This is a genomic window from Mycobacterium innocens, from assembly GCF_900566055.1.
Taxonomy (GTDB): Bacteria; Actinomycetota; Actinomycetes; order Mycobacteriales; family Mycobacteriaceae; genus Mycobacterium; species Mycobacterium innocens.
In genome coordinates this window covers 1-18,602 of the sequence record NZ_UPHQ01000014.1, presented here as the reverse complement: position 1 = coordinate 18,602, position 18,602 = coordinate 1, and the positions used below count along the sequence as shown (strand labels likewise).

General features: G+C 64.8%; 21 protein-coding genes, 1 tRNA gene and 4 pseudogenes. 6 read left to right on the top strand and 20 right to left on the bottom strand.

Annotated features, from left to right (window positions below):
• Positions 1 to 265: 265 nt before the first annotated feature.
• The 8 genes and pseudogenes from EET03_RS01755 to EET03_RS01725 all read right to left on the bottom strand — a co-directional run.
• Positions 266 to 739: a hemerythrin domain-containing protein gene (locus EET03_RS01755; protein WP_075540645.1), complete on the bottom strand. Its 474-nt coding sequence runs from the start codon at positions 737 to 739 to the stop codon at positions 266 to 268.
• Positions 740 to 793: 54 nt separating this feature from the next.
• Positions 794 to 1,084: a hypothetical protein gene (locus EET03_RS29785; protein ID WP_136625629.1), complete on the bottom strand. Its 291-nt coding sequence runs from the start codon at positions 1,082 to 1,084 to the stop codon at positions 794 to 796.
• Between the two features lie 452 nt (positions 1,085 to 1,536).
• Entirely contained in the window at positions 1,537 to 2,403 is an 867-nt protein-coding gene (rfbA, locus tag EET03_RS01750) for a glucose-1-phosphate thymidylyltransferase RfbA (protein WP_075540644.1), read from the bottom strand.
• A gap of 10 nt (positions 2,404 to 2,413) precedes the next feature.
• Positions 2,414 to 2,788 carry a nuclear transport factor 2 family protein gene (locus EET03_RS01745; RefSeq protein WP_075540643.1) on the bottom strand — a complete coding sequence of 125 codons (375 nt, stop codon included), beginning with the start codon at positions 2,786 to 2,788 and terminating at the stop codon, positions 2,414 to 2,416.
• An 11-nt stretch (positions 2,789 to 2,799) separates the two neighbouring features.
• A complete protein-coding gene (locus tag EET03_RS01740; protein WP_075540650.1) occupies positions 2,800 to 3,555 on the bottom strand; it encodes a maleylpyruvate isomerase family mycothiol-dependent enzyme in 756 nt (251 codons plus the stop codon).
• Positions 3,556 to 3,642: 87 nt separating this feature from the next.
• Complete coding sequence (locus EET03_RS01735) at positions 3,643 to 3,933, bottom strand: DUF4190 domain-containing protein (protein ID WP_075540642.1); 291 nt, start codon at positions 3,931 to 3,933, stop codon at positions 3,643 to 3,645.
• A 173-nt stretch (positions 3,934 to 4,106) separates the two neighbouring features.
• A complete protein-coding gene (locus EET03_RS01730) occupies positions 4,107 to 4,910 on the bottom strand; it encodes a nucleoside phosphorylase (RefSeq protein ID WP_075540641.1) in 804 nt (267 codons plus the stop codon).
• Positions 4,907 to 5,965 (bottom strand): annotated as a pseudogene (locus EET03_RS01725) (NAD(P)/FAD-dependent oxidoreductase); the annotation flags it as partial. The pseudogene EET03_RS01725 and the gene EET03_RS01730, both read right to left, overlap by 4 nt.
• Before the next feature lie 8 nt (positions 5,966 to 5,973).
• Between EET03_RS01725 and EET03_RS32580 the strand changes: the two are divergent.
• Positions 5,974 to 6,093, top strand: a pseudogene (locus EET03_RS32580) (hypothetical protein); the annotation flags it as partial.
• 9 nt (positions 6,094 to 6,102) lie between these two features.
• Here EET03_RS32580 and EET03_RS01720 read toward each other — a convergent pair.
• Complete coding sequence (locus EET03_RS01720) at positions 6,103 to 6,771, bottom strand: class I SAM-dependent methyltransferase (protein ID WP_075540640.1); 669 nt, start codon at positions 6,769 to 6,771, stop codon at positions 6,103 to 6,105.
• 232 nt (positions 6,772 to 7,003) lie between these two features.
• On the opposite strand from EET03_RS01720, the gene mddA reads away from it, so the two are divergent.
• Positions 7,004 to 7,783 carry a methanethiol S-methyltransferase gene (mddA, locus tag EET03_RS01715; RefSeq protein WP_075540639.1) on the top strand — a complete coding sequence of 260 codons (780 nt, stop codon included), beginning with the start codon at positions 7,004 to 7,006 and terminating at the stop codon, positions 7,781 to 7,783.
• A gap of 23 nt (positions 7,784 to 7,806) precedes the next feature.
• Here mddA and EET03_RS01710 read toward each other — a convergent pair whose 3' ends face one another.
• The 9 genes and pseudogenes from EET03_RS01710 to pcp form a co-directional block, all read right to left on the bottom strand.
• Entirely contained in the window at positions 7,807 to 8,484 is a 678-nt protein-coding gene (locus tag EET03_RS01710; protein WP_075540638.1) for an Rv0324 family HTH-type transcriptional regulator, read from the bottom strand.
• Positions 8,485 to 8,621: 137 nt separating this feature from the next.
• The gene (locus EET03_RS01705) at positions 8,622 to 9,971 is read right to left on the bottom strand and encodes a UDP-glucose dehydrogenase family protein (RefSeq protein ID WP_075540637.1); all 1,350 of its coding nucleotides are present in this window, start codon (positions 9,969 to 9,971) and stop codon (positions 8,622 to 8,624) included.
• A 76-nt stretch (positions 9,972 to 10,047) separates the two neighbouring features.
• Positions 10,048 to 11,502 carry a DUF7159 family protein gene (locus EET03_RS01700; protein ID WP_425271491.1) on the bottom strand — a complete coding sequence of 485 codons (1,455 nt, stop codon included), beginning with the start codon at positions 11,500 to 11,502 and terminating at the stop codon, positions 10,048 to 10,050.
• Positions 11,503 to 11,688: 186 nt separating this feature from the next.
• Positions 11,689 to 12,105, bottom strand: a complete 417-nt coding sequence (locus EET03_RS31035; protein WP_244232201.1) for a hypothetical protein — start codon at positions 12,103 to 12,105, stop codon at positions 11,689 to 11,691.
• A gap of 229 nt (positions 12,106 to 12,334) precedes the next feature.
• A pseudogene (locus EET03_RS33250) lies at positions 12,335 to 12,904 on the bottom strand (DUF7159 family protein); the annotation flags it as partial.
• 95 nt (positions 12,905 to 12,999) lie between these two features.
• A complete protein-coding gene (gene dcd, locus EET03_RS01690) occupies positions 13,000 to 13,572 on the bottom strand; it encodes a dCTP deaminase (protein ID WP_075540636.1) in 573 nt (190 codons plus the stop codon).
• A 116-nt stretch (positions 13,573 to 13,688) separates the two neighbouring features.
• Entirely contained in the window at positions 13,689 to 14,357 is a 669-nt protein-coding gene (locus EET03_RS01685) for a VldE C-terminal domain-containing protein (RefSeq protein ID WP_075540635.1), read from the bottom strand.
• A gap of 118 nt (positions 14,358 to 14,475) precedes the next feature.
• Positions 14,476 to 14,703, bottom strand: coding sequence for a pyroglutamyl-peptidase I family protein (locus EET03_RS32865; protein ID WP_425271490.1), 228 nt, complete (start codon positions 14,701 to 14,703; stop codon positions 14,476 to 14,478).
• Between the two features lie 5 nt (positions 14,704 to 14,708).
• A pseudogene (gene pcp, locus EET03_RS01680) lies at positions 14,709 to 15,160 on the bottom strand (pyroglutamyl-peptidase I).
• A 42-nt stretch (positions 15,161 to 15,202) separates the two neighbouring features.
• Between pcp and EET03_RS01675 the strand changes: the two are divergent.
• From EET03_RS01675 to EET03_RS01665, 3 genes are all read left to right on the top strand, one after another.
• Positions 15,203 to 15,976, top strand: coding sequence for a ZIP family metal transporter (locus EET03_RS01675; RefSeq protein ID WP_099193910.1), 774 nt, complete (start codon positions 15,203 to 15,205; stop codon positions 15,974 to 15,976).
• Positions 15,977 to 16,005: 29 nt separating this feature from the next.
• Positions 16,006 to 16,079: transfer RNA gene (locus EET03_RS01670), tRNA-Gly, on the top strand.
• Positions 16,080 to 16,177: 98 nt separating this feature from the next.
• Complete coding sequence (locus EET03_RS01665) at positions 16,178 to 17,128, top strand: hypothetical protein (RefSeq protein ID WP_075540633.1); 951 nt, start codon at positions 16,178 to 16,180, stop codon at positions 17,126 to 17,128.
• Here the strand turns inward: EET03_RS01665 and EET03_RS01660 are convergent.
• Together EET03_RS01660 and EET03_RS01655 are read right to left on the bottom strand one after the other, a co-directional pair.
• Positions 17,066 to 17,785: a DNA methyltransferase gene (locus EET03_RS01660; RefSeq protein ID WP_081255138.1), complete on the bottom strand. Its 720-nt coding sequence runs from the start codon at positions 17,783 to 17,785 to the stop codon at positions 17,066 to 17,068. The genes EET03_RS01665 and EET03_RS01660 overlap by 63 nt on opposite strands.
• Before the next feature lie 146 nt (positions 17,786 to 17,931).
• Positions 17,932 to 18,129 carry an integrase gene (locus tag EET03_RS01655; protein ID WP_244232199.1) on the bottom strand — a complete coding sequence of 66 codons (198 nt, stop codon included), beginning with the start codon at positions 18,127 to 18,129 and terminating at the stop codon, positions 17,932 to 17,934.
• Between the two features lie 60 nt (positions 18,130 to 18,189).
• Here EET03_RS01655 and EET03_RS01650 point away from each other — a divergent pair, with 60 nt between their 5' ends.
• Positions 18,190 to 18,456, top strand: coding sequence for a hypothetical protein (locus EET03_RS01650; protein ID WP_136625628.1), 267 nt, complete (start codon positions 18,190 to 18,192; stop codon positions 18,454 to 18,456).
• Positions 18,457 to 18,602 lie beyond the last annotated feature (146 nt).

Genomic DNA, 18,602 nt, shown 5'->3' with positions numbered 1-18,602 from the left:
CGTGATGGGCGGACCGGGCGGCAGGGGCGGGGCGGCTGCGGTGATCGGCGACGGCGGTAACGGTGGCAACGGCGGCGACGGCCCAACCCCGGGCAGCGCCGGGGCCGGTGGCACCGGCGGGCTGCTAGTCGGTGCGGACGGGCTGAACGGGCTGCCGTAGGCCCGCGACGGCCCGAATTTACGACGAGGCCGAGCCGTCCGATAGCGCGAAGCGGATCTCGTCCGATGTCGGGCGATCGCTGACCAGGGCAGGTTCGGCCAAACCTCAACCACTTGCGTGTTGGCAAACCCACCCATCGGGGGCGCGGCCGGATTCGATGAACCGGGCCAATTCCGTGGTCGTTTGAGGTGGCAGGTCGACGTCAGCGTGCGGATAGACGACCGGCTCCTCCTTGGAGTTGTGCCGGTCGAGTTGAGCCAGCAGCTGACGGCAGGTCTTCGCCAGCCGCCGCAGATCTTCTCCGTCGGCAAGCAGGTCCTTCAGGGTGTCCATGGTGTGCCACAGCTCGCCATGCTCGCGCAGCATCACCAAGATCGGCATCACCATCCCGGCTTGGCGGATCGGCGGGAAAAGGAAGACCTCCTCCACGTAGATGTGCCGGCGCAGCGTGTCCAACGCGGCGGTCAATGCTTCTGGCTGCGCGTAGCCAAGCTCAACCGCTTCGACGAACACCTCTATCGCACAGTCGATTTCGTGGTGCTCTCGCTTCAGGGCGGTAGCATCAGCCGGGTCGGGCATCGTATGCTCCTCTGAGTGTGGGGGCAGGGCGTTTCAAATCTCATCGAGCCGGTTCTAGTCAGGAATGTTTCGGACATCGAGGTCTTTGTCGGTCATCAGATCGCGCCCCATCCGTTTTCTACAAGGTGTGCTGTGAAAACAGTACGCCATGGCATGCATGATCGGGAAACCGTGGGTTGACGTGCCGAGTTCGGGATCCCCGCCCAGCGCACGAGTTAGCCTGCGACACTGGGCCTTTGTGAACTCACCGAAGCGCGCTGCGGCGTTGTCCGCACGGTCGTCCCGGGGTGCAGGTGCGGCCGCGCCGGCCGCCGTTGCGCGCCGGCGACTGATCACGTCAGTCACATGAGCCATCTGGATGGTCCGGGTATCCGTTGTGCCCGGCTACGCGCGATAAATCCGTTGCCTCGCCCCTGGGCTTGTCGCTGCAAGCGGTCATGGGCTGCGCCCCGGCGGCTGACGGCGCCGACTGCGCGCTGACGGCGCCGAGTGTGCTCAGACGGCGCCGACTGTGCCGTCAGGGCGGCCGATCGCGGCGGTTCCCGCCCTACATGCACAGTCAAAGCCCTCACTACACACTCGATGCAGCGGCATGACAACCGACGCGGTGAGCACGGAAGACATCCCCCGAACGCCTACCATCACAAGACGTTTGAGCGGAGCCGACAGGTAGCCAAGGCCGCGCAACCGGACAACGTTGACCAGCAGCATTCCTGCTCCCCATGAAATTTTCCGAGTGAGGCGGGCAAATTGTGCGTCGCCTGTTGCCAGCAAGTCGTGTGCGGGGTTGGCCGAAATCAGTTGCGTTCCAACAGATACAGTAAGTAGCTGCCGTATCCGGACTTGGTCAGGCTGCGCGCATGCCGTGCCAGTTGCTCGTCATCGATCCAGCCCAGCCGCCACGCCACTTCCTCGGGAATGCTGACCTTGAGTCCCTGCCGACGTTCCAGCGTCCGGACGAAATCGGCGGCATCCAGCAGCGAGTCGAACGTCCCGGTGTCCAGCCACGCCGTGCCCCGGGCAAGCACCTCCACCGCCAACCGGCCCTGGTCGAGATAGACCTGGTTGACCTCGGTGATCTCATACTCTCCACGCGCCGATTTCTTCAACGCCCTGGCGATCTCGATCACGTCGTTGTCGTAGAAGTACAGCCCCGGCACCGCATAATGCGACTTCGGGGTGGCCGGTTTTTCCTCCAACGACAGCGCGATGCCATCGGCACCGAACTCGACCACCCCGTAAGCCGACGGGTTGGCCACCCAGTAAGCGAAAATCGCCCCACCACTGACGGATTGGAATCGGCTCAGACTAGTCCCCAGGCCGGGACCATAAAAGATGTTGTCCCCCAACACCAAACCCACCGAATCATTACCGATGTGGTCAGCACCGATCACAAACGCCTGCGCCAACCCCTCGGGCCGACCCTGGGTCGCATAGCTGATATTGACCCCAAAGTGCCTGCCGTCGCCGAGCAGACGATGAAACCCCGGCGCATCATGGGCAGTCGTGATCACCTGAATATCGCGGATACCGGCCATCATCAGGGTGGTCAACGGATAGTAGATCATCGGCTTGTCATAGACCGGCAACAGCTGCTTGCTGATCCCCATGGTGATCGGATACAGCCGGGTCCCCGAACCACCGGCCAAGATGATTCCGCGCATCAGCGGCTCCTCAGTCCACCAGGTCGTCGTCGGTGAGTTCGGTGGCCGCTAGCGCTGACGCCAAGTCGTCATGACGAAAGACCGCGGTGACATGGTCTCGTACCACACGGAAGGCCGACGCGGCGGTCGTGACGGCCCCGGGATCGTCACGGCCGGTGATCTCCTGTTCGACGACCACGACGCCGTCGTGCACATACATCTGCCCAAGCTCCGCCCCCACCATGACCGAGTCGGCCCATCTGCGTAGCGCCTCATGACCCTGCACCGCCCCATGCGCATCACCGATGTCGATATCGTCACTGGACAACGACACCAACGTCTCCACATCACCGGTATTCAACGCGTCGTGCCAAGCCAACACCGTGGCGATCTCCGAAGTGGTCATGGTCTGCCAGTCTAAAGAGGCGTGTCATCCAGCCATTTCCGCCACACGGCATCATCACCGAACACCTCGATACCGGTGTCGGCGACCGGAACTCGGCGCACCATCGCCAGCAGTAGCTCGGCGGCGCTGCCGCGAAGCGCCACCGTTCCCTTGCCGTGCTCGTGCGACCAAGTGATCCGGCCCTCGTCGGCGCCGACCGTCCATTCCCCGGCGGCACCCAGCCCCGGATCGGTGGCGTGCACATGTAAGGTGTCGCCGGCCTGAAGCGGTAGCGCAGCATCGTCGCGCCCGGCCTGGATCGCGATTCGCTCCAGAAATTCACTGATTCCGTCGGCTGCGATGTCCGGTTCCAGCGTGAATTCGCTCCCGATGGCGATTGCGGCATCCGCGCGATGCACCGCCACCTCGTGCAGCCGGCGCCGGATCCACCAGCCCGCCGGCCTTGGACCGAGAAATGTCCACACCGGCGTTTCCGAACCAGTCTGCTCGACGGCATCGACGAGACGCTGCGCTCCACCGCGCAGCCAGGCGATGGCGTCGTCCAGATCCGGTGGCGGCTTTCCCTCTTCGACACCGCGCGGGTCCAAGAAGCTGTCGAGTCGATCGCGCACTATCTGCGCCGCCCAGCGGTCCCCCCGCCCGACGTGGCGGAACAGCTGTCCGAGGTTCCAGCCCGGACAACTCGGCACCGGCGTCGATTGGTCGGCGTTGCGGATGAGGTCACCGAATTCGCGGGTCTGGTCAATATATGCCGACGTGTAATCCACGGCGGTCACGCTACTCGCGGCCCGAAGGTATCCGCAGCGCGGAGTTCGGTCATAGCGCCCCGAGTGCCGCGGAGTCCAGGCTCGAACTCAGCGCGGTTGGCGAACGGGACGCGTGAGCCACACGAGGAGTATTGCGACGGCAATCGCGACAAGGGAAGACAGCCACCATGCGGAGATCACCAGCGCGGCTATTGCAAGTTCACGACCCTGCTGCCGGCGGTGGGCGATCTGGTAGAGCGCGACGATCCCGAGGGGAATGCTCACATACAGCAGGCCCAGCACACTCGTCACCAACGCCGCGATCGCAAAGCCGCTGATCGCCAACGAGCTCACAGTGTCGGCCTGCGGAAACGCAGTCACCGGGCCGCCGTTGGTCATGTTCGGTACCCATCTCGTTGGCTGGCCGGCGTGCGGCCGCTTGGTTGACAGGAAAGATTCTCGTGGCCAGCGCTGCACGGATGCTTGACGAATTCTTGGAGCGACGCTGCTGTTCAAAGCAGCCGGCGGTAGTGACGACCCGCGTGCCGTGTACGCCGAACGAAACCTCAGACCTACGGCGAGCCAAGGATCGCCGTCGCGACGGCATAGGCCACCGTGAGCGAAACGTTGACCCCGTTGTCGATGCCTTTTTCGAAGTCGTCGCCGTCAACGGCCAGGGTGTTGGTGATATGTGCGAGGCAGACGACGTTTCGGCCGGACGCAGCGGCGTAGGCGTACAGCGCTGCGGCCTCCATCTCGACGCATGCGATTCCGCGCCGCTCGGCTTCTTTGATGGCCAGTGCCGTTTCCCGGTAGGGAGCATCGGTCGTCCACGAACTTCCTACGACTACGTAGATACCGTTCTGGTCGAAGGCATTTCGGAGTTTGTCCTTGAGCCCCGCGGCCAGATAGCTCCATTCACCGGGCGCGACGTAGTGCGCGCTGGTTCCTTCGTCGCGAAGCGCCCGCTCGATGAGCACGAAATAGGGTGGTGTCTCGTTGCCGCTAATACGTCCCGCGGACGTGATGCTTACTACCAATGATGCACCGGATACGGCCAGCTGTTCGGCGACTAACACCGCGAACGGTGCGCCGACAGCCATTCCGACAACACCGATTTCGAGTCCGTCGACCTCGACGACCCACATCTCGGTGTGGTAGCAGGCCCAACCCGGGTGGCGGTATCCGATCCCGGCCCGGGCCAGGTGCCGTACTACGTCTCCGTCGGGATCCAGAACGCACACCGCCGGAACAGGATTGTCCGGCAACGACTTTTGACGGCGAGCCTCGCGCAGCAGATTTGCGGGGCGAAACACCGAAGGTGCGTCGAAGTCCTTTGGTGCAACCAGCGGGTAACCCTCTTGGTCGTCGGTCACGGTGCCGATGTTCGCGTGTTCCAGCGGTCCAGCCAGGCGCTTTCTTGGGCAACTTTCTCTTCGTGGAAGGTCGCCGAGGGCGGGTACAGGGTCACCGAAGGCGCGGGCGCGCACAGGAAGTTGCCTGCGCCCTTGGCGGCCTGGTGATCACCGGTCTCGACGTAGCAGGCGCCCTCGCCGGTGAACAGACGCTCCGGCACGTCGTAGCCGAGATGGCGAGCGACGCCGTGAGCCACGACTCCGGCCTGGGATTGGGCGAACACTGCCGCCTTGGGCAGCGGCTTACCATTCGGCAAAGTAAGCACAGTCGCGTCACCGATAGCCCACACGCCGTCAACCCTAGTGGACAGCGTCTGCGGGTCCACGGGTATCCACCCCGATTCACTGAGCCCGGCTGACCGCGCCGCGGCCGACGGCACATGCGGCGGAACCACCGCAAGCAGGTCGAACGGTTCGGTCGTGCCATCACCGAAGTGCAGCGTCCTTTCCGCCGAATCGACAGCGGTGACAGCCTTGCGGGCGTGGAAACCGATGCCGCGATCTTCGAGCATCGCCACCAGAGCCTGGCCGACCTCGGGTCCTGCGACGGGCATCGGCAACGGATCGGGCGTGAAAGTGTCGATGTGTACGGCGCCGCTCGCGAAGCGGTCGCCGAGTTGGGCAGCCATGAGGAACGCCGCCTCGAACGGCGCGGCCGGGCACTTGAACGGCACCCCCGCTACCAGCACCGCGATCCGGCCGCGGTTTAGCGCGTCGACCTTGGTATGCAGTTCCATCGCCCCGTCAAGCGTGTAGAACTCGCCCGCGGCGCCGGCCTGGAGCGCCTTGGACAATCCGGGAACTGCCGCCTCGTCGAGCGTGGCGCCCAAGGCGATCACCAACGCGTCGTAACCGAGGACACCGTTGCTGGTGTGCACCGCACGGCTCCCGACGTCGATGCGAGCCACGGTAGCTGTGACAAGCTCGACGCCGGGTAGCGACGTCGGGGTCGCGCGGACGCGGACTTCGTCGGGCCGACGCCAGCCCCGTAGCACCCAGAGCAGCGACAGGCCCACCCGGTTAGTCCGTCACCGCGCCGGGACCGGCCCAGGGCGAGAGTCCGCTGGTCCGCAGCATCACCACCGTCCCCAAACATGGGGCGCGCCTGCAGCTTACCCCGCAACCTGACGGCGTGTTGGTCTGAAGGCCGGCACTACTTCGGCTTGGCGACGGTGACGCGCCATAGCCGCCGGGGCAATTCACCTTCTTCGAAGGAGTGCACGTCTTCGAGGATCCAGTCGGCAGCCAGGCTGGCAACCAGTTCGCGGGAGAAGAAATGTACGGCGAATCCGCCGCACTCGAAGATGTCGTCGCCATGACACTGTCCCATGCCGTAATGCTCATCGCGGGTGTGCCGAACGGTGTAGATGAACTTCCCGCCCGGTTTCAGCGCCCGGCGAACCTCGGCGACAACCGCATGAATTTCCTTGGTGGACAATGCCATACACAACGCCATGTGGGCGAAGACGGCATCAAAGGACGCGATCTCGACGGGCAGTGGCTCGCGCAGGTCATGCACGAGTGCCTGCACCCGACCACCCAGGCCCTGCACGTGCGCGGTGCGGCGCAGCTGTGCGACCGCAACGTCGCTGAAATCGGTGGCCAGCACCTGCAAACCCGCGCGGGCGAAATGGAGGCTGTCCCGGCCCTGGCCGGCCGCCAATTCCAGCACCCGGTTGGCCCCGGCAGTCTGGAAGACCTCGAGTGCGTACCCGGCCGGCAGGGACGGGCCGGACCCATACATCGCCGGGTGCGCCCGGTAGGTGTCCTGCCAGTGTTCACGCTGCTCCACAGCCAGCTCCGGCTGCCCGGCCGAGAACATATCGAGTCCCTTCTGCAGTAACCGGTATGCCGATCTGGCCGAGCTTTGTCAATACTCTATTGAATTATAGATCATTGGATTATAGTGACCTGGTGACCACTGCCCACCAGGTCAAACGTCACTTCACGAACCGCCCGCACGGGAGGCGCGCCTGGGGTTTCACAGCGAGTCGGCATCCGCGTGCCCTGGAAAACGCAAGACCGTCGCAGAACCACGAACCAGGAGGGCAAACATGAGACGGGTACTGGTAGTCGGGTACGGAGCGATCTGCTACCTGATCTTCGTAGCGGCATTCCTTTACGCGATCGGTTTCGTCGGCAATCTGCTCGTGCCGCGCACCGTAGACAACGGCATCACAGCGTCCACGTCCGAGGCGGTCGTGGTCAATGTCGTTCTGTTAGGGCTATTCGCGGTGCAACACAGCGTGATGGCGCGCCCGTGGTTCAAGTCACGGTGGACCCGGCTGGTGCCGGCGACAGTGGAGCGCAGCACTTACGTGCTGTTGTCAAGCCTGCTGTTGTTCCTGCTGTTCTGGCAATGGCGAACCATGCCTGCCGTCATCTGGGCCGTCAGTTGGCCGCCGGGGAAACTGCTTGTGCAGGGGCTGTTTTGGCTGGGTTGGGTCATCGTGTTCACGTCGACCTTCATGATCAACCATTTCGACCTGTTCGGCCTGCGGCAGGTCTATCTGGCCGCACGGGAACGGACCTACAGCCACCTCGAATTCCGCACCACAATGCTCTACCGGTTGGTCCGGCACCCGATCATGCTGGGGTTCATCGTGGCATTCTGGGCAACACCCACGATGACTGCCGGCCACCTGCTGTTCGCGGTAATGACGACCGGCTACATACTGGTCGCGCTGCCTCTGGAAGAACATGACCTGAGCCGGGCGCTGGGCGATGACTACCGGCGATACCGTAACCGGGTGCCCATGCTCATTCCCGGGCTTCTCCTGCGCAAGCAACGCCGTACGCTGCACACCGGTCCCGCGGGGACGGCAACCCGGTAATCCGCACGAATATCGAGGCAGCATTACGGGCTTCGAACTGCCGCGCCTTCATCCACCGGCATGCCGGCCAACCGCCATTCGAGCATTCCGTCGTCGAGCCGCATCGCCCCGCGGCCCGCGGTGCGAGCAATACGGACTGCGTCGGGGGCCATGACGCAATAGGCGCCACGGCAGTAGGCAACGATGTCACGGTCGGCCGGTAGTTCGGCGAGCCGACCGGCCAGTTCGGCTACCGGGATATTGATGGCACCCGGGATATGGCCGGCCTGGTATTCCTCATGCGGTCGCACGTCAACGAGCGTTACCTCACCGGACTTCTGCCGGCGCAGCAGCTCCTCGCGGGTGATCGCATCCTCGGGTGAGCCGAGCACTGCCGCGGCCGCAACTGCCACATCGGCCAGATGCTCATCGGCGACGACTTGCACCAACGCGAACAGCCTCGCCACGTCATCCCCGGCGAGCCGGTAGTACTGGCGGGTCCCGTCGCGGCGAGCCGCGACCAGGCCGCCGCTCTTCAGCGCCTGCAGATTAGCCGATGCCGTAGTCAGGTTCATCCCCGTCGCAGTCGCGATCGCCTCTACCGTGCGTTCACCCTGGGCGAGCAGGTCGAGGATCTGCAATCGCCGGCCGTTACCCAGCGCCTTACCCACCCGAGAGATCTGCTCCAGCAGCGCCGCCTTGCGATTCGACTGTCCGGCCATTCAGCTTCTCCAAGGCTCAGTGGAATACTGATATTCCATCGTTCATTGGAACTTGATAGTACGCGACGCCGGTTGATCCGCGCGCACTGCCGCCGACGCGGTCACGCAAGGAACCTGCGGCTGTTGGGCGATCCGGCTCAGGCGCGGTTCTGCGTGTCACCCATCGGCAGCCGGCCACCGAGGCGGAACACCCGCCAGCCCGAGCGCTCCCAGCGGGAGACGTCGAGGCAGTTGCGGCCGTCGACTACGACGCAGGCCCGCACCCGGTCGGCCAGGTCGTCGGGGTCGAGGTCGACGAACTCACGCCATTCGGTAAGCACCAGCACGGCGTCCGCGCGCTCGCACGCCTCCGCAACCGAGACCGCGTAGTTCAGGGTGGGGAACAGCCGATTTGCATTGTCGAGGGCCTTCGGGTCGTACACGTTGACCGCAGCACCGTTGAGCTGCAGCTGGCCCGCGACGTTGAGCGCCGGCGAGTCTCGCACGTCGTCGGATTCGGGCTTGAATGCCGCGCCGAGCACGGCGATGTTGGCACCCAGCAGCGAACCACCGCACGCTGTTGTGGCCAGCTCGACCATGCGAGTGCGCCGGCGCATGTTGATGCTGTCTACTTCGCGCAGGAACGTCAGCGCCTGGTTGGCACCGAGTTCGCCGGCGCGGGCCATGAACGCGCGGATGTCCTTGGGCAGGCATCCGCCACCGAAACCCAATCCGGCGGTGAGGCATTGGCGTCCGATGCGAGGGTCGTACCCGAGCGCGTCGGCCAACAGGCTGACGTCGGCGCCTGCGGCCTCGCACACTTCCGAAATCGCGTTGATGAATGAGATCTTGGTCGCCAGAAAGGCATTCGCGGATACCTTGACCAGCTCGGCGGTCTGCAGGTCGGTCACCAGAAACGGCACGCCGGCCTGCAGCAGCGGGTCGTACAGCTCACGAACCGCTGCCTCGGCCCGCATCGAATCATCCTGTACGCCAAGCACAATGCGGTCCGGGTGCAACGTGTCATGAACCGCGAATCCCTCGCGCAGGAATTCCGGATTCCACGCGATTTCGACGGTCACATTCCGGGGACTCAGGGCAGCGGCCCGGCGCCCCAGTTCGGCAGCAGTGCCGACCGGGACCGTCGACTTGCCGATGAGGACCGACGCCCGGGTCAGGCGCGGCACCAGCGTGTCGATGACGGAGTGGACATGACGGAGGTCCGCGCCGTATTCGCCTCTCTTCTGCGGTGTGCCGACGCCCAGGAAGTGCACGTCGGCGAAGTGGGCGGCCAGGTCGTAGTCGGTAGTGAACTGCAGGCGGCCGGCAGTCAGATTGTCGGTCAACAGTTTTCGCAAACCGGGCTCGTAGAACGGAATATCGCCGCCGGCCAGTTTGGCAACCTTGCCGGGATCGATATCCACCCCCAGGACCTCGTGTCCGAGTTCCGCCATTCCGACGGCGTGGGTGGCACCCAGGTAACCGGTGCCGAAGACGGTGCATCTCACACCACCGTGTGTAGGTGCCCGCGATGAGCAGACCACATCGCGGCGCTGAACGACAGATGACGGCTACCCGGCGAAATCAGAGGCCGGGGACAAACGGGATGTTGAACCCGCCGCGACCGTGCCCGTGGCCGCCACCGTGGCCGCCACCACGCCCGCCACCGTGATCGTCGTCACCGTGACCGCCGCCACCCGGGAAGCCACCGCCGGGTGGACCGAAAATGGGGACCGGTATTTGAACGGGCACCGGTATGGGCACCGGTGCCGGGGCGGGAGCGGCCGGCACCGGCGCCGGCGCGGGGGCAGGAGCCTCTGGAACCGGGGCCGGAGCTGGCGCGGGAGCCCGGGGAGCCGGCGCCGGAGCCCGCGGAGCCGGCGCTGGAGCCTGCGGAGCCGGCGCGGGCTCCTGCGGAGCCGGAGCCGGAGCCTGCGGAGCCGGTGCCGGAGCGGGCGCTTGTGGTGTCGGCGCGGGAGCTTGCGGTGTCGGCGCGGGAGCCTGAGCTGCGGATGCCGGTGCCGACGGTGTCACGACGTTGTGGCCGGGGTCGGGCTTTACATCGGTTGACGACCGGATGCTGACGGCCAGCGAAAGCGCAAGGGCGGCAACGCCGATGACGAAGATCGACGTCACGATACTCGCGAGCAGCGGGAACGGCTTGCGCTCGGGCTGATCATCGGGGACCCCGCTGTCAGGGACGACGCTGTCCGGGACGGCGCTGTAAGCCAACGGCCCCTCGCCGGTTTGCACGCTGTCGGAGACGTCGTTGAAGTAGGCGGCATCGAGCCGGTACGGGTCCAGGGCGCCGGTACCGGGATCCTGTGCATAGGCCAGCGCGGCCGTCGACGACACGAAAAGGGGAGTGTTAGCCGAGGCCAGTGCCGCGCCTCGGGCCAGCGCAGTATCGGGTTCCTCCGCCGCGGTCACCGGAAGCGCAGTCGCGGTCTCGAGCGCCGGCTTGATCATCGGGATGTCGATATCGGAGCCGACGACGAATATGGCGTCCGGATGTGTCTCCAGGCTTTCGGCGGCCGAGACCAGCTCGGTCAACTGGGCAACTGCGGTGTCGTCGTCGTCGGAAAGCAGCTGTCGCTGGATGTCGGCGATCGAGCCATCCGCGCTGTCGACCACCGCAAGAGTCGCGGTCTCCGGCTCGACGAACAGCAGCGCCGTGTGGGCATAGTTGGTCTCGTTGCCGACCGCTTGGGCCAGGGCCGCCGCGGCCAAGAAGGCCGAGACCAGCACGACCTTCTCGATCTTTTGGTTGGCCAGCGCCTCACGCAGCGCAGCGGCCTGGGCCGGATCCCGCCAGGTCACACCGATCGAGGCCAGCTGGTAGCCACCCTCAGAGGCACCTTCCCGGGTGCCCAGGATCGCCGAGACCACCTGCTGGGCCGCGCTGACAGTCGCTGCATCCCCGTCACCGGAGACGTCGAACTCGTCCTGTTCGACTAGTGCGCCGTCGCCGTTTTCGCCTTCAACCAGCACCATCCGGACTGCGGTTGGCGCCATCGACACACCAAGTACGGTGTCCAAAGCTCCCCCATATAGTCTTTTGCGTCGTCGCGGATACGTGACTGCGAACGTTGCCCCGGGTCCCCAACCCGTACTCCATATCATACTCGCGGCCCGCAACCGCTCTCGGAGTTGGTTTGCTGCGATGGAGCCGACTTGTGGCTTCATCGCACGGCAGGAGTGCCGCGTCTGATAGCACGCAGTTTGCTATTTGGGTGTGTGCCCGCCGCCGAAGCCGCCGCGGCCACCACCGCCGTGGCCGAACGGCCCTTTACCGCCGCCCCCGAAGGGACCCTTACCGCCGAGCGGACCCTTACCGCCGAGCGGACCCTTGCCGCCGACCGGGCCCTTACCGCCGAGCGGACCCTTGCCGCCGGGACCGCCGCCGAGCAGCCCGCCTCGACCGGGGGCAGGTTGTCGGACGGGCTCGCGCGGAACCGGACTCGCGATTCGCGGTGGCGACGCCGGAACCTCGACGCGAGGCGCAGGCGCCTGCGGTTGGGGTCGCGGCACTTGCGCCGGGGCCTGGGGCACCGACGAGCGCAGCAGCGTCTCGGGACCATTCGCAAGAACCGGGGGCACCAGGATCGGCAACAGCGACGGCACCCACGATGGCCGGATCACGCGCCGGCGCAGCCTGCCGACCCGGAACCTCCGGAGCCGGCCACACCGGAGCCGGTAAAGCCGGTAAGACCGGAGCCTCCGGGACAGAGGCCGCAGGCAATGGAGCCGGTAGTTGCGGGCTCGCGGCTCGGGGTGGCGCAGCGGGTCGCGGCAGGTCGATCTTCGGCTGCGGAGCCGCCGCGACCTGTGTGGGTGCGGGAGCAGGCTCCGCCGGAGTGACGAGATGGTTCTCGCTGGGCTTGGGCAGCAAGGCGACGGTCGGGCGGATATTGACCGCCAGGGCAACTTCGAGCGCCACCACCGCGGCGATGGCGATCACCGCGACTGCGCTACCAATCAAAAGGGCAGACCGGCGGCCCGCGGAGTCGTCGGGGGCGGAGCTGGCGACGAAGTCATCGCGAAGAAGGTCGGGATCTGGCAGATCCTGCGCATACGCCAGAGCCGCGGTGGAGGAAGCGAACAATGGCGAGTTGCCCGACGCCAGCGCCGCAGCCAGAAACGCCGAAACCAGCATGACGTTTTCGAGCTGGTGGGCGGCCAGTGCGTCGCGCAGTGCCGCAGCGGACGTGTCGTCGGGGCACGTCACGCCGACGGAGGAAAGCCGCAAGCCAGCCTTGACCGCGCCCTCCCGGGTGCCCAGAATCGCGGCGATCACCTATTCGGGTGCGCTATTGGTGGACGGGTCCGGGCCGACGGGGAAGGTGTCTTCTTCGACGATCAGGCCGTCACCGTCTGGGCCTTCGACCACCGCCATCCGAACCGCGGCCGGTGCCATCGAAATGCCGAGTACAACGTCCAAAACCCCTCCCAAGGTTTTGTGACCGGCGGCGGACTGGAGCAGAACACGCCTAAAAGATGTTAGTCCAACAAACAATGCCGGGACCCGGCCCGGAGCTATGTAGAACGTATGAAGTTCACATAGGAACGCGACGGCGTCGGGCCGCGCTGACCTTGATACTTGGATCCGACACCGCTGCTCCCGTACGGGTGCTCAGCCGGGCTGGTCAATCGCAGAATGCACAACTGGCCGATTTTCATTCCCGGCCACAGGGCTATCGGCAGGTTGGCGACGTTGGACAGCTCCAGCGTGATGTGGCCGCTGAAGCCGGGATCGATGAAGCCGGCGGTGGAGTGGGTGAGCAATCCCAGCCGGCCCAGTGACGACTTGCCTTCCAGCCGTCCGGCCAGATCGTCGGGCAGCGTGAACAGCTCCAACGTCGAGGCCAGCACAAACTCGCCAGGGTGGAGGACGAACGGATCTCCTTTGGCCGGCTCCACCAGGCTGGTCAGCTCGTCCTGTTGCTTGGCGGGGTCAATGTGGGTGTAGCGAGTGTTGTTGAAGACCCGAAACAGGCAGTCGAGTCGGACGTCGACGCTGGACGGCTGCACCAGGCTGTCGTCGAATGGGTCGATGCCCAGCCGCCCGGCGGAGATTTCGGCTCTGAGGTCACGGTCAGAGAGCAGCACCCGACGAGCGTAGCTGCCGGTGGCCGCGCAGCCGCTCGTGTCGGCTCAGCGGCGCGCGGCTCAGTCGGCTGGCGCGGCTCAGCCGGGTGGCGCGGCTCAGCCGGGTGGCGCCGAGCTCAGCGGGGGTAGATTTCCTCACCGGTCGGGTAGCCGCCGCCGGTGGTGGTGATGTGGACGTGGTCGTAATGGCCGGCACCGGTCTTCCGTGCGCCTTCGGGCGTGTAATAGACGCCCCGCCAAATCGCATCCTGTATGCCGAATCGGCTTGCGTTCAGCAACACGTAGCCGACGATCTGATTACCCAGCGCAATACCGTCGGCGCTGCCCGGATCCGGAATTAGCACGTCAAGCGCCAACCCGTTGGGATGCCACCGCAACGCGTCCGCTCGAACGCCGCCGATTTCGTGGATCTCGGGGAACAGCGCACTGATACTGCGAGCCACCAGGATCGTCTTGACCTGAAGGCCCTGCTCTGGTGCAACCCCCGGCGGCAGCGCCCGGGACCGGGTGTCGACCCGCCACCGTGATGCCGCAGCGAACTGCCCGCCTCCCAAATCCATGCCGGCCTCGCTACCAGGCATTCTTGACACCAAAGCCGGCGGAGTGGCCGCCACGATCTCCACGCAGCAGGGTCCGTCACCCTGGTCGACAACACGCGCGTCGAGCGGACCGACATCTCCGGCCACCGCGAAGAAAACAGCAGCTGGGGCAAGGACAGGGGCCACGACAGCGGCCAAGACTGCTGGCGACCTTCGCCGTTCCCCGGCTAACGAGTGCCTTCCCACCTGACGCACTCTACGAGATCACGAAACAATAAACATCCCCTATATGGGAAATTATTCTTCGCGTAAACCAGCGGTTTATCGAACCGCACCGGCAAAGGCGTTACTACCAGTAGTGATGTCAGATCTGCAATCGAGACCGGACGGGTTTGCCGATATCAGACAATTGTCGAACGGCCGCCTCGATACCGTCCGCGACCCTGGCGACCGCTATTTTCCACGGACATGCTCGGAGCGCCGAGGTTGTGCTCCAGGACGGCAACGCTGGGCAGGCACGAACGCTGGGCAGGCACGGCAGATGAATCCAGCCGGCGCGGATCGGCAGGCCGTTCTTCGCGATGTGGTGCAAGACGCCTACATCAGGTGGTTGCAGACGAATGTTCCGGCGGCATCGGAGATGTCGGCCGGCACGCCGGCCTCGCGCATGGCAACGACCATGGCGTGGATCGGTACCGTCGCATGGTAGGCAACGGGCCGGCCGGGTCCGTCTGCTCTCCCACCACAACCGTGCCGGTGTTGTCGGCAAGCCCGTATCGCCCGCAATCGTTGATGTTTTGCGCGAGTCGCTCGACAGTGATCATGGCGCGCCCCGGACATTCGCCCAACATGACCACCACCTCCGGCCGAATGTCGGCGATGGCCTGCTGCGTTGCGGCGATCGACTCGAAGAACACATTCGGCACGATCCGGGCGGTCACGGTGGCGCCGGCGATGACACGACCGTCCAGCGCCTCGGCGGTGAGCTGCGCCGGGTTGGCGGGAGTGTTGCCGTACGCTCCGAATCCGGTGACCAGTACCTGCGACATGATGCTCCTTGATCTGCGGTTTGCGCGCTTGCGCGATGGCACATTTTCGACCGGACCCGGGAGGTTGGCATCAGCATCGTGACGACGGCCGCGTCCCTGGTCGCCTTCCCTGTTGTCGCCGGGATCATCGGCGGCGTGGTCGCGGTGGTGCGGAGACCGTCGCCTGGACTCGTCAGTGGCGTACAGCATTTCGCCGCGGGGGTGGTCATGGCGGCAGTGGCCGGTGAGGTACTGCCGGACCTGCGCGCCCGGGGTTCGCTTTGGCTGATCGTCGTGGGCTTTAGCGCGGGCGTCGCGGTGTTGGTCGGACTTCGGCATTTCGACGGCGACGAGGATTCCGGCGACGACGAGGTTTCCGGCGACGACGAGGTTTCTGGCGGCGTCTTGCCCCTAGGGTTTCTCGCCGTGGTGGCGGTCGACCTCTTCATCGACGGGTTGCTCGTCGCAACCGGCGCGGCCGTGTCGAAGCGCACCGCGGTCATCATCGCGATCGCCTTGACGGTCGAAGTGCTGTTTCTGGGGCTGACGGTGGCGCTGCGTTTGGCCGGTTCCGGAATGCTTCGGGTGCGGGCCGCAGCGATCACCGGTGGCGTCAGCCTGGTCACCGCGGTCGGGGCAGTGCTGGGTGCGCTGGTGCTCGGCGGCGCCAGTGCCAGCATCCTCACCCTCGTGTTGGCCTTTGCGGCGGCGGCGCTGCTGTGGCTGGTCGTCGAGGAGTTGCTGGTCGAGGCGCACCAGACGCCGGAGCGGCCGTGGATGGCCGTGGTATTTTTCGCCGGATTCTTGATCCTGTACTGCCTGGGAGTGATGGAATGACCCGGATGCTAGCCTTCTGAAGCAACCACGCCGATGTAGTTCAATGGCAGAACATCAGCTTCCCAAGCTGAGAACGCGGGTTCGATTCCCGTCATCGGCTCCACGTCTACCAGGACCAATGCTCGGTCCCGGCGATCGCGAGCGGCACGCGGTCCCGTATCGGTCCCGTACGCGGACGCGCGCGACGCATACACTGCGGCGATGGCATCCCCGTTGGAGCCGAGCTACACCGAGCTGTCGAATAAGGCCGCAGCACACGGCCTCGGCCATGCCGATGTGAGCGAAGCGTTAATCGACTGCATCGCGCAGTCGCTCGAACTGTTGGCTGATACGCCGCGTTCGCCGCTCGTTTCCAACGTGCCCGGCAAGGAGTATTTCGCCTTCACGAGAACCACTCCGAGGCCGCGAACATCACGGGGCATTAACGAGGCCCTATTCCTCGACAACATCGACGAGGTGCTGAGGACCGTCACCAAGATCATCAACGGTGAGGTGCCGGACGACCCCATCGAGTTACACGAGGCGCTCTACACGGCGGCGATCTCATACCCTGCAGGGACCGACGTGACGAAGGACAACGACAAGAAGTCGCCCGGCACGTTCCTCGAAAACTTCGCGGGCCACTTGGTCGCCACAACCTTCGGCGTTTCGCCGACAAAGTCCGTAGTCGCGCCCACTCTAGACATCGAGGTTTCACTTCCGACGGATTTCGTCTTCGACCTCGGTCGGGACAAGAGTCGGATACACCTGCCAATCAAGGCGTCCACGCGCGAGCGGGTCATTCAAGTCTGGGCGCACCAACGTGTACTCGACGGAATGCACGGCGTTAACCGATTCCGAGGGCTTCTGGTGGTTCTTGCCGAGACGAACCGTCAGACCAGAACGAATTCGATTACCGAAGTCTGCCTTCCGAAACAATGGATGGCTTACCAGATGTACATCGCGCAGCTTCATCGCGTGTACTACTTCGACGTGCCGGAGAAGTACCGGGCACTACGTGACCAGTACCCGTTCCTTGAAGTCAAGCCGTTCGCGGACTTCTTCTACGAGGCAGTCGAAATCGTGCGCCCCAACCTCGCCGTATCGAGCTCAGTCGAGGCGGCCGGGCCACCGCCGTCGTTTGTCGGCCTTCCAGAAGACGAGGAAGTATGAATGGTTCTTTCGCGCGTGTCGTTGCCTAATCATCCGGCTTAAGCCTGGGCGGTGCGGACGCGTCACCACAAAGAGGTCTTCAGCCTGAAAGCCGTAACCCTCGTATTCGTTGATGATTTCGACGTGGGTCAGGCGCTGTCTGTTGGCACAAACCTCGTCCTGGCACTTGACGATGAATATGCCGCCATCTTTCAGGACGCGAGACGCTTCCTTGCCTGCAGCGAAGTAAAGATCTAGCACCGCTTCGTGGTACTTGCTCCCGCCGGTATTCGCGGTGGCGTTGTTCCGGTAGTACGTCTCAAAATTCTGGTGCCCGACATGGGCGCCTTGGCCCGGGGTGTGCATGTACGGCGGGTCCAAAACCACTGCGTCGATTGAGCCGTCTTCGTATGGAAGCTTCCGGCAGTCAACGCCATCCGCTAGGTCTGTGGCGAGGAGCTTGATGTCCTCCCGCTTAACTTTCTTCCAGAACGCTCCCGAGCCGTATGTCACGTCCGCGACCGTCGCGCCCTTGCTGACGTACAGATCAAGAATCTGATGAAACAGGTCGGCGTTGACTCCCAGGTGCGATGAAAGGACTAGGTCGTTTGTTGCCGTCCCTTGCTGCTTGCGTGTGCCCCGGACGTGTCCTGGCGCGGGCTTCTCACTAGCTGCCATTGCTCTCTCCCACTCTTCCAAGACTCGCCATTAAGGATCACACCCTAGGTCCTCCGCCCATCGGAGGCTCATGCTCGGCGAGTTGCGTTGATACAACCGAGTCTATTCGCACATGTGTTCGATTTGAGAGTTATCCACAGGCCGATTCAGCCGTGTAGCGGTATCACGTTGCCGCCGTACTCGGGCGCTGCCGCCGGGGCCGACAGCGCGCCGAGGGCGGCCATGTTGCCGGTGTGATCGTCCGTGTTGATGAGGTGCGCGTAGACGGTGAGCGTCGTCTTGACGTCTCGGTGGGCTAAGGCGAACGCGATCCCGGTGCGCCGCTTCGCCAAGGGCGAGAACAAGGAGGAGATTGCGCGGCCGTTGATCGAGGAAGCCGAAAGGGACGCGGCGAGGGGCGGGTGGTGTTGATCGGGATCGCGCAGGAAAAGACCCCGATGTGGCGATCGTGGAAGGCCAAGGGCCAAGAGCATGTGGCGCATCCTCACATGGAGTGGGCTCGCCAGATGGGCTTTGTCAATCACTTCTACTTCTACCTGTGGGATCCCGACTGGGGTGGCGCGTTTTGGAAGACCAATGCCTACGCACCGTGGCCGGTGTGGATCTGGCTCAACGGGCACACCTGGGCGCAACGGCAATGCGACCGGCTTGTTCGCGGGCATCCAGGGTGAGCACGTGGGGGTGGGGTTCCGGCGCTGGCGGTGAGCAGTGTGTGGGGTTGCGGTAACCCGATTTGTTGTTCGTGCTGCCGGGGCGGCACGGTGATCAGGTCAGTTGGTAGGCGACGGCCCTCCCGTCGTCTCTTCCCGGAGTGCTA

What these genes read in the sequence shown, in the direction of transcription:
- EET03_RS01745 (WP_075540643.1), bottom strand. Translation starts at nt 2,788, where the DNA reads ATGACCACTTCGGAGATCGCCACGGTGTTGGCTTGGCACGACGCGTTG.
- EET03_RS01710 (WP_075540638.1), bottom strand. Translation starts at nt 8,484, where the DNA reads ATGGCCGGACAGTCGAATCGCAAGGCGGCGCTGCTGGAGCAGATCTCT.
- EET03_RS01665 (WP_075540633.1), top strand. Translation starts at nt 16,178, where the DNA reads ATGGCATCCCCGTTGGAGCCGAGCTACACCGAGCTGTCGAATAAGGCC.
- EET03_RS01720 (WP_075540640.1), bottom strand. Translation starts at nt 6,771, where the DNA reads ATGTTCTCGGCCGGGCAGCCGGAGCTGGCTGTGGAGCAGCGTGAACAC.
- mddA (WP_075540639.1), top strand. Translation starts at nt 7,004, where the DNA reads ATGAGACGGGTACTGGTAGTCGGGTACGGAGCGATCTGCTACCTGATC.
- EET03_RS01755 (WP_075540645.1), bottom strand. Translation starts at nt 739, where the DNA reads ATGCCCGACCCGGCTGATGCTACCGCCCTGAAGCGAGAGCACCACGAA.
- EET03_RS01735 (WP_075540642.1), bottom strand. Translation starts at nt 3,933, where the DNA reads ATGACCAACGGCGGCCCGGTGACTGCGTTTCCGCAGGCCGACACTGTG.
- rfbA (WP_075540644.1), bottom strand. Translation starts at nt 2,403, where the DNA reads ATGCGCGGAATCATCTTGGCCGGTGGTTCGGGGACCCGGCTGTATCCG.
- EET03_RS01660 (WP_081255138.1), bottom strand. Translation starts at nt 17,785, where the DNA reads ATGGCAGCTAGTGAGAAGCCCGCGCCAGGACACGTCCGGGGCACACGC.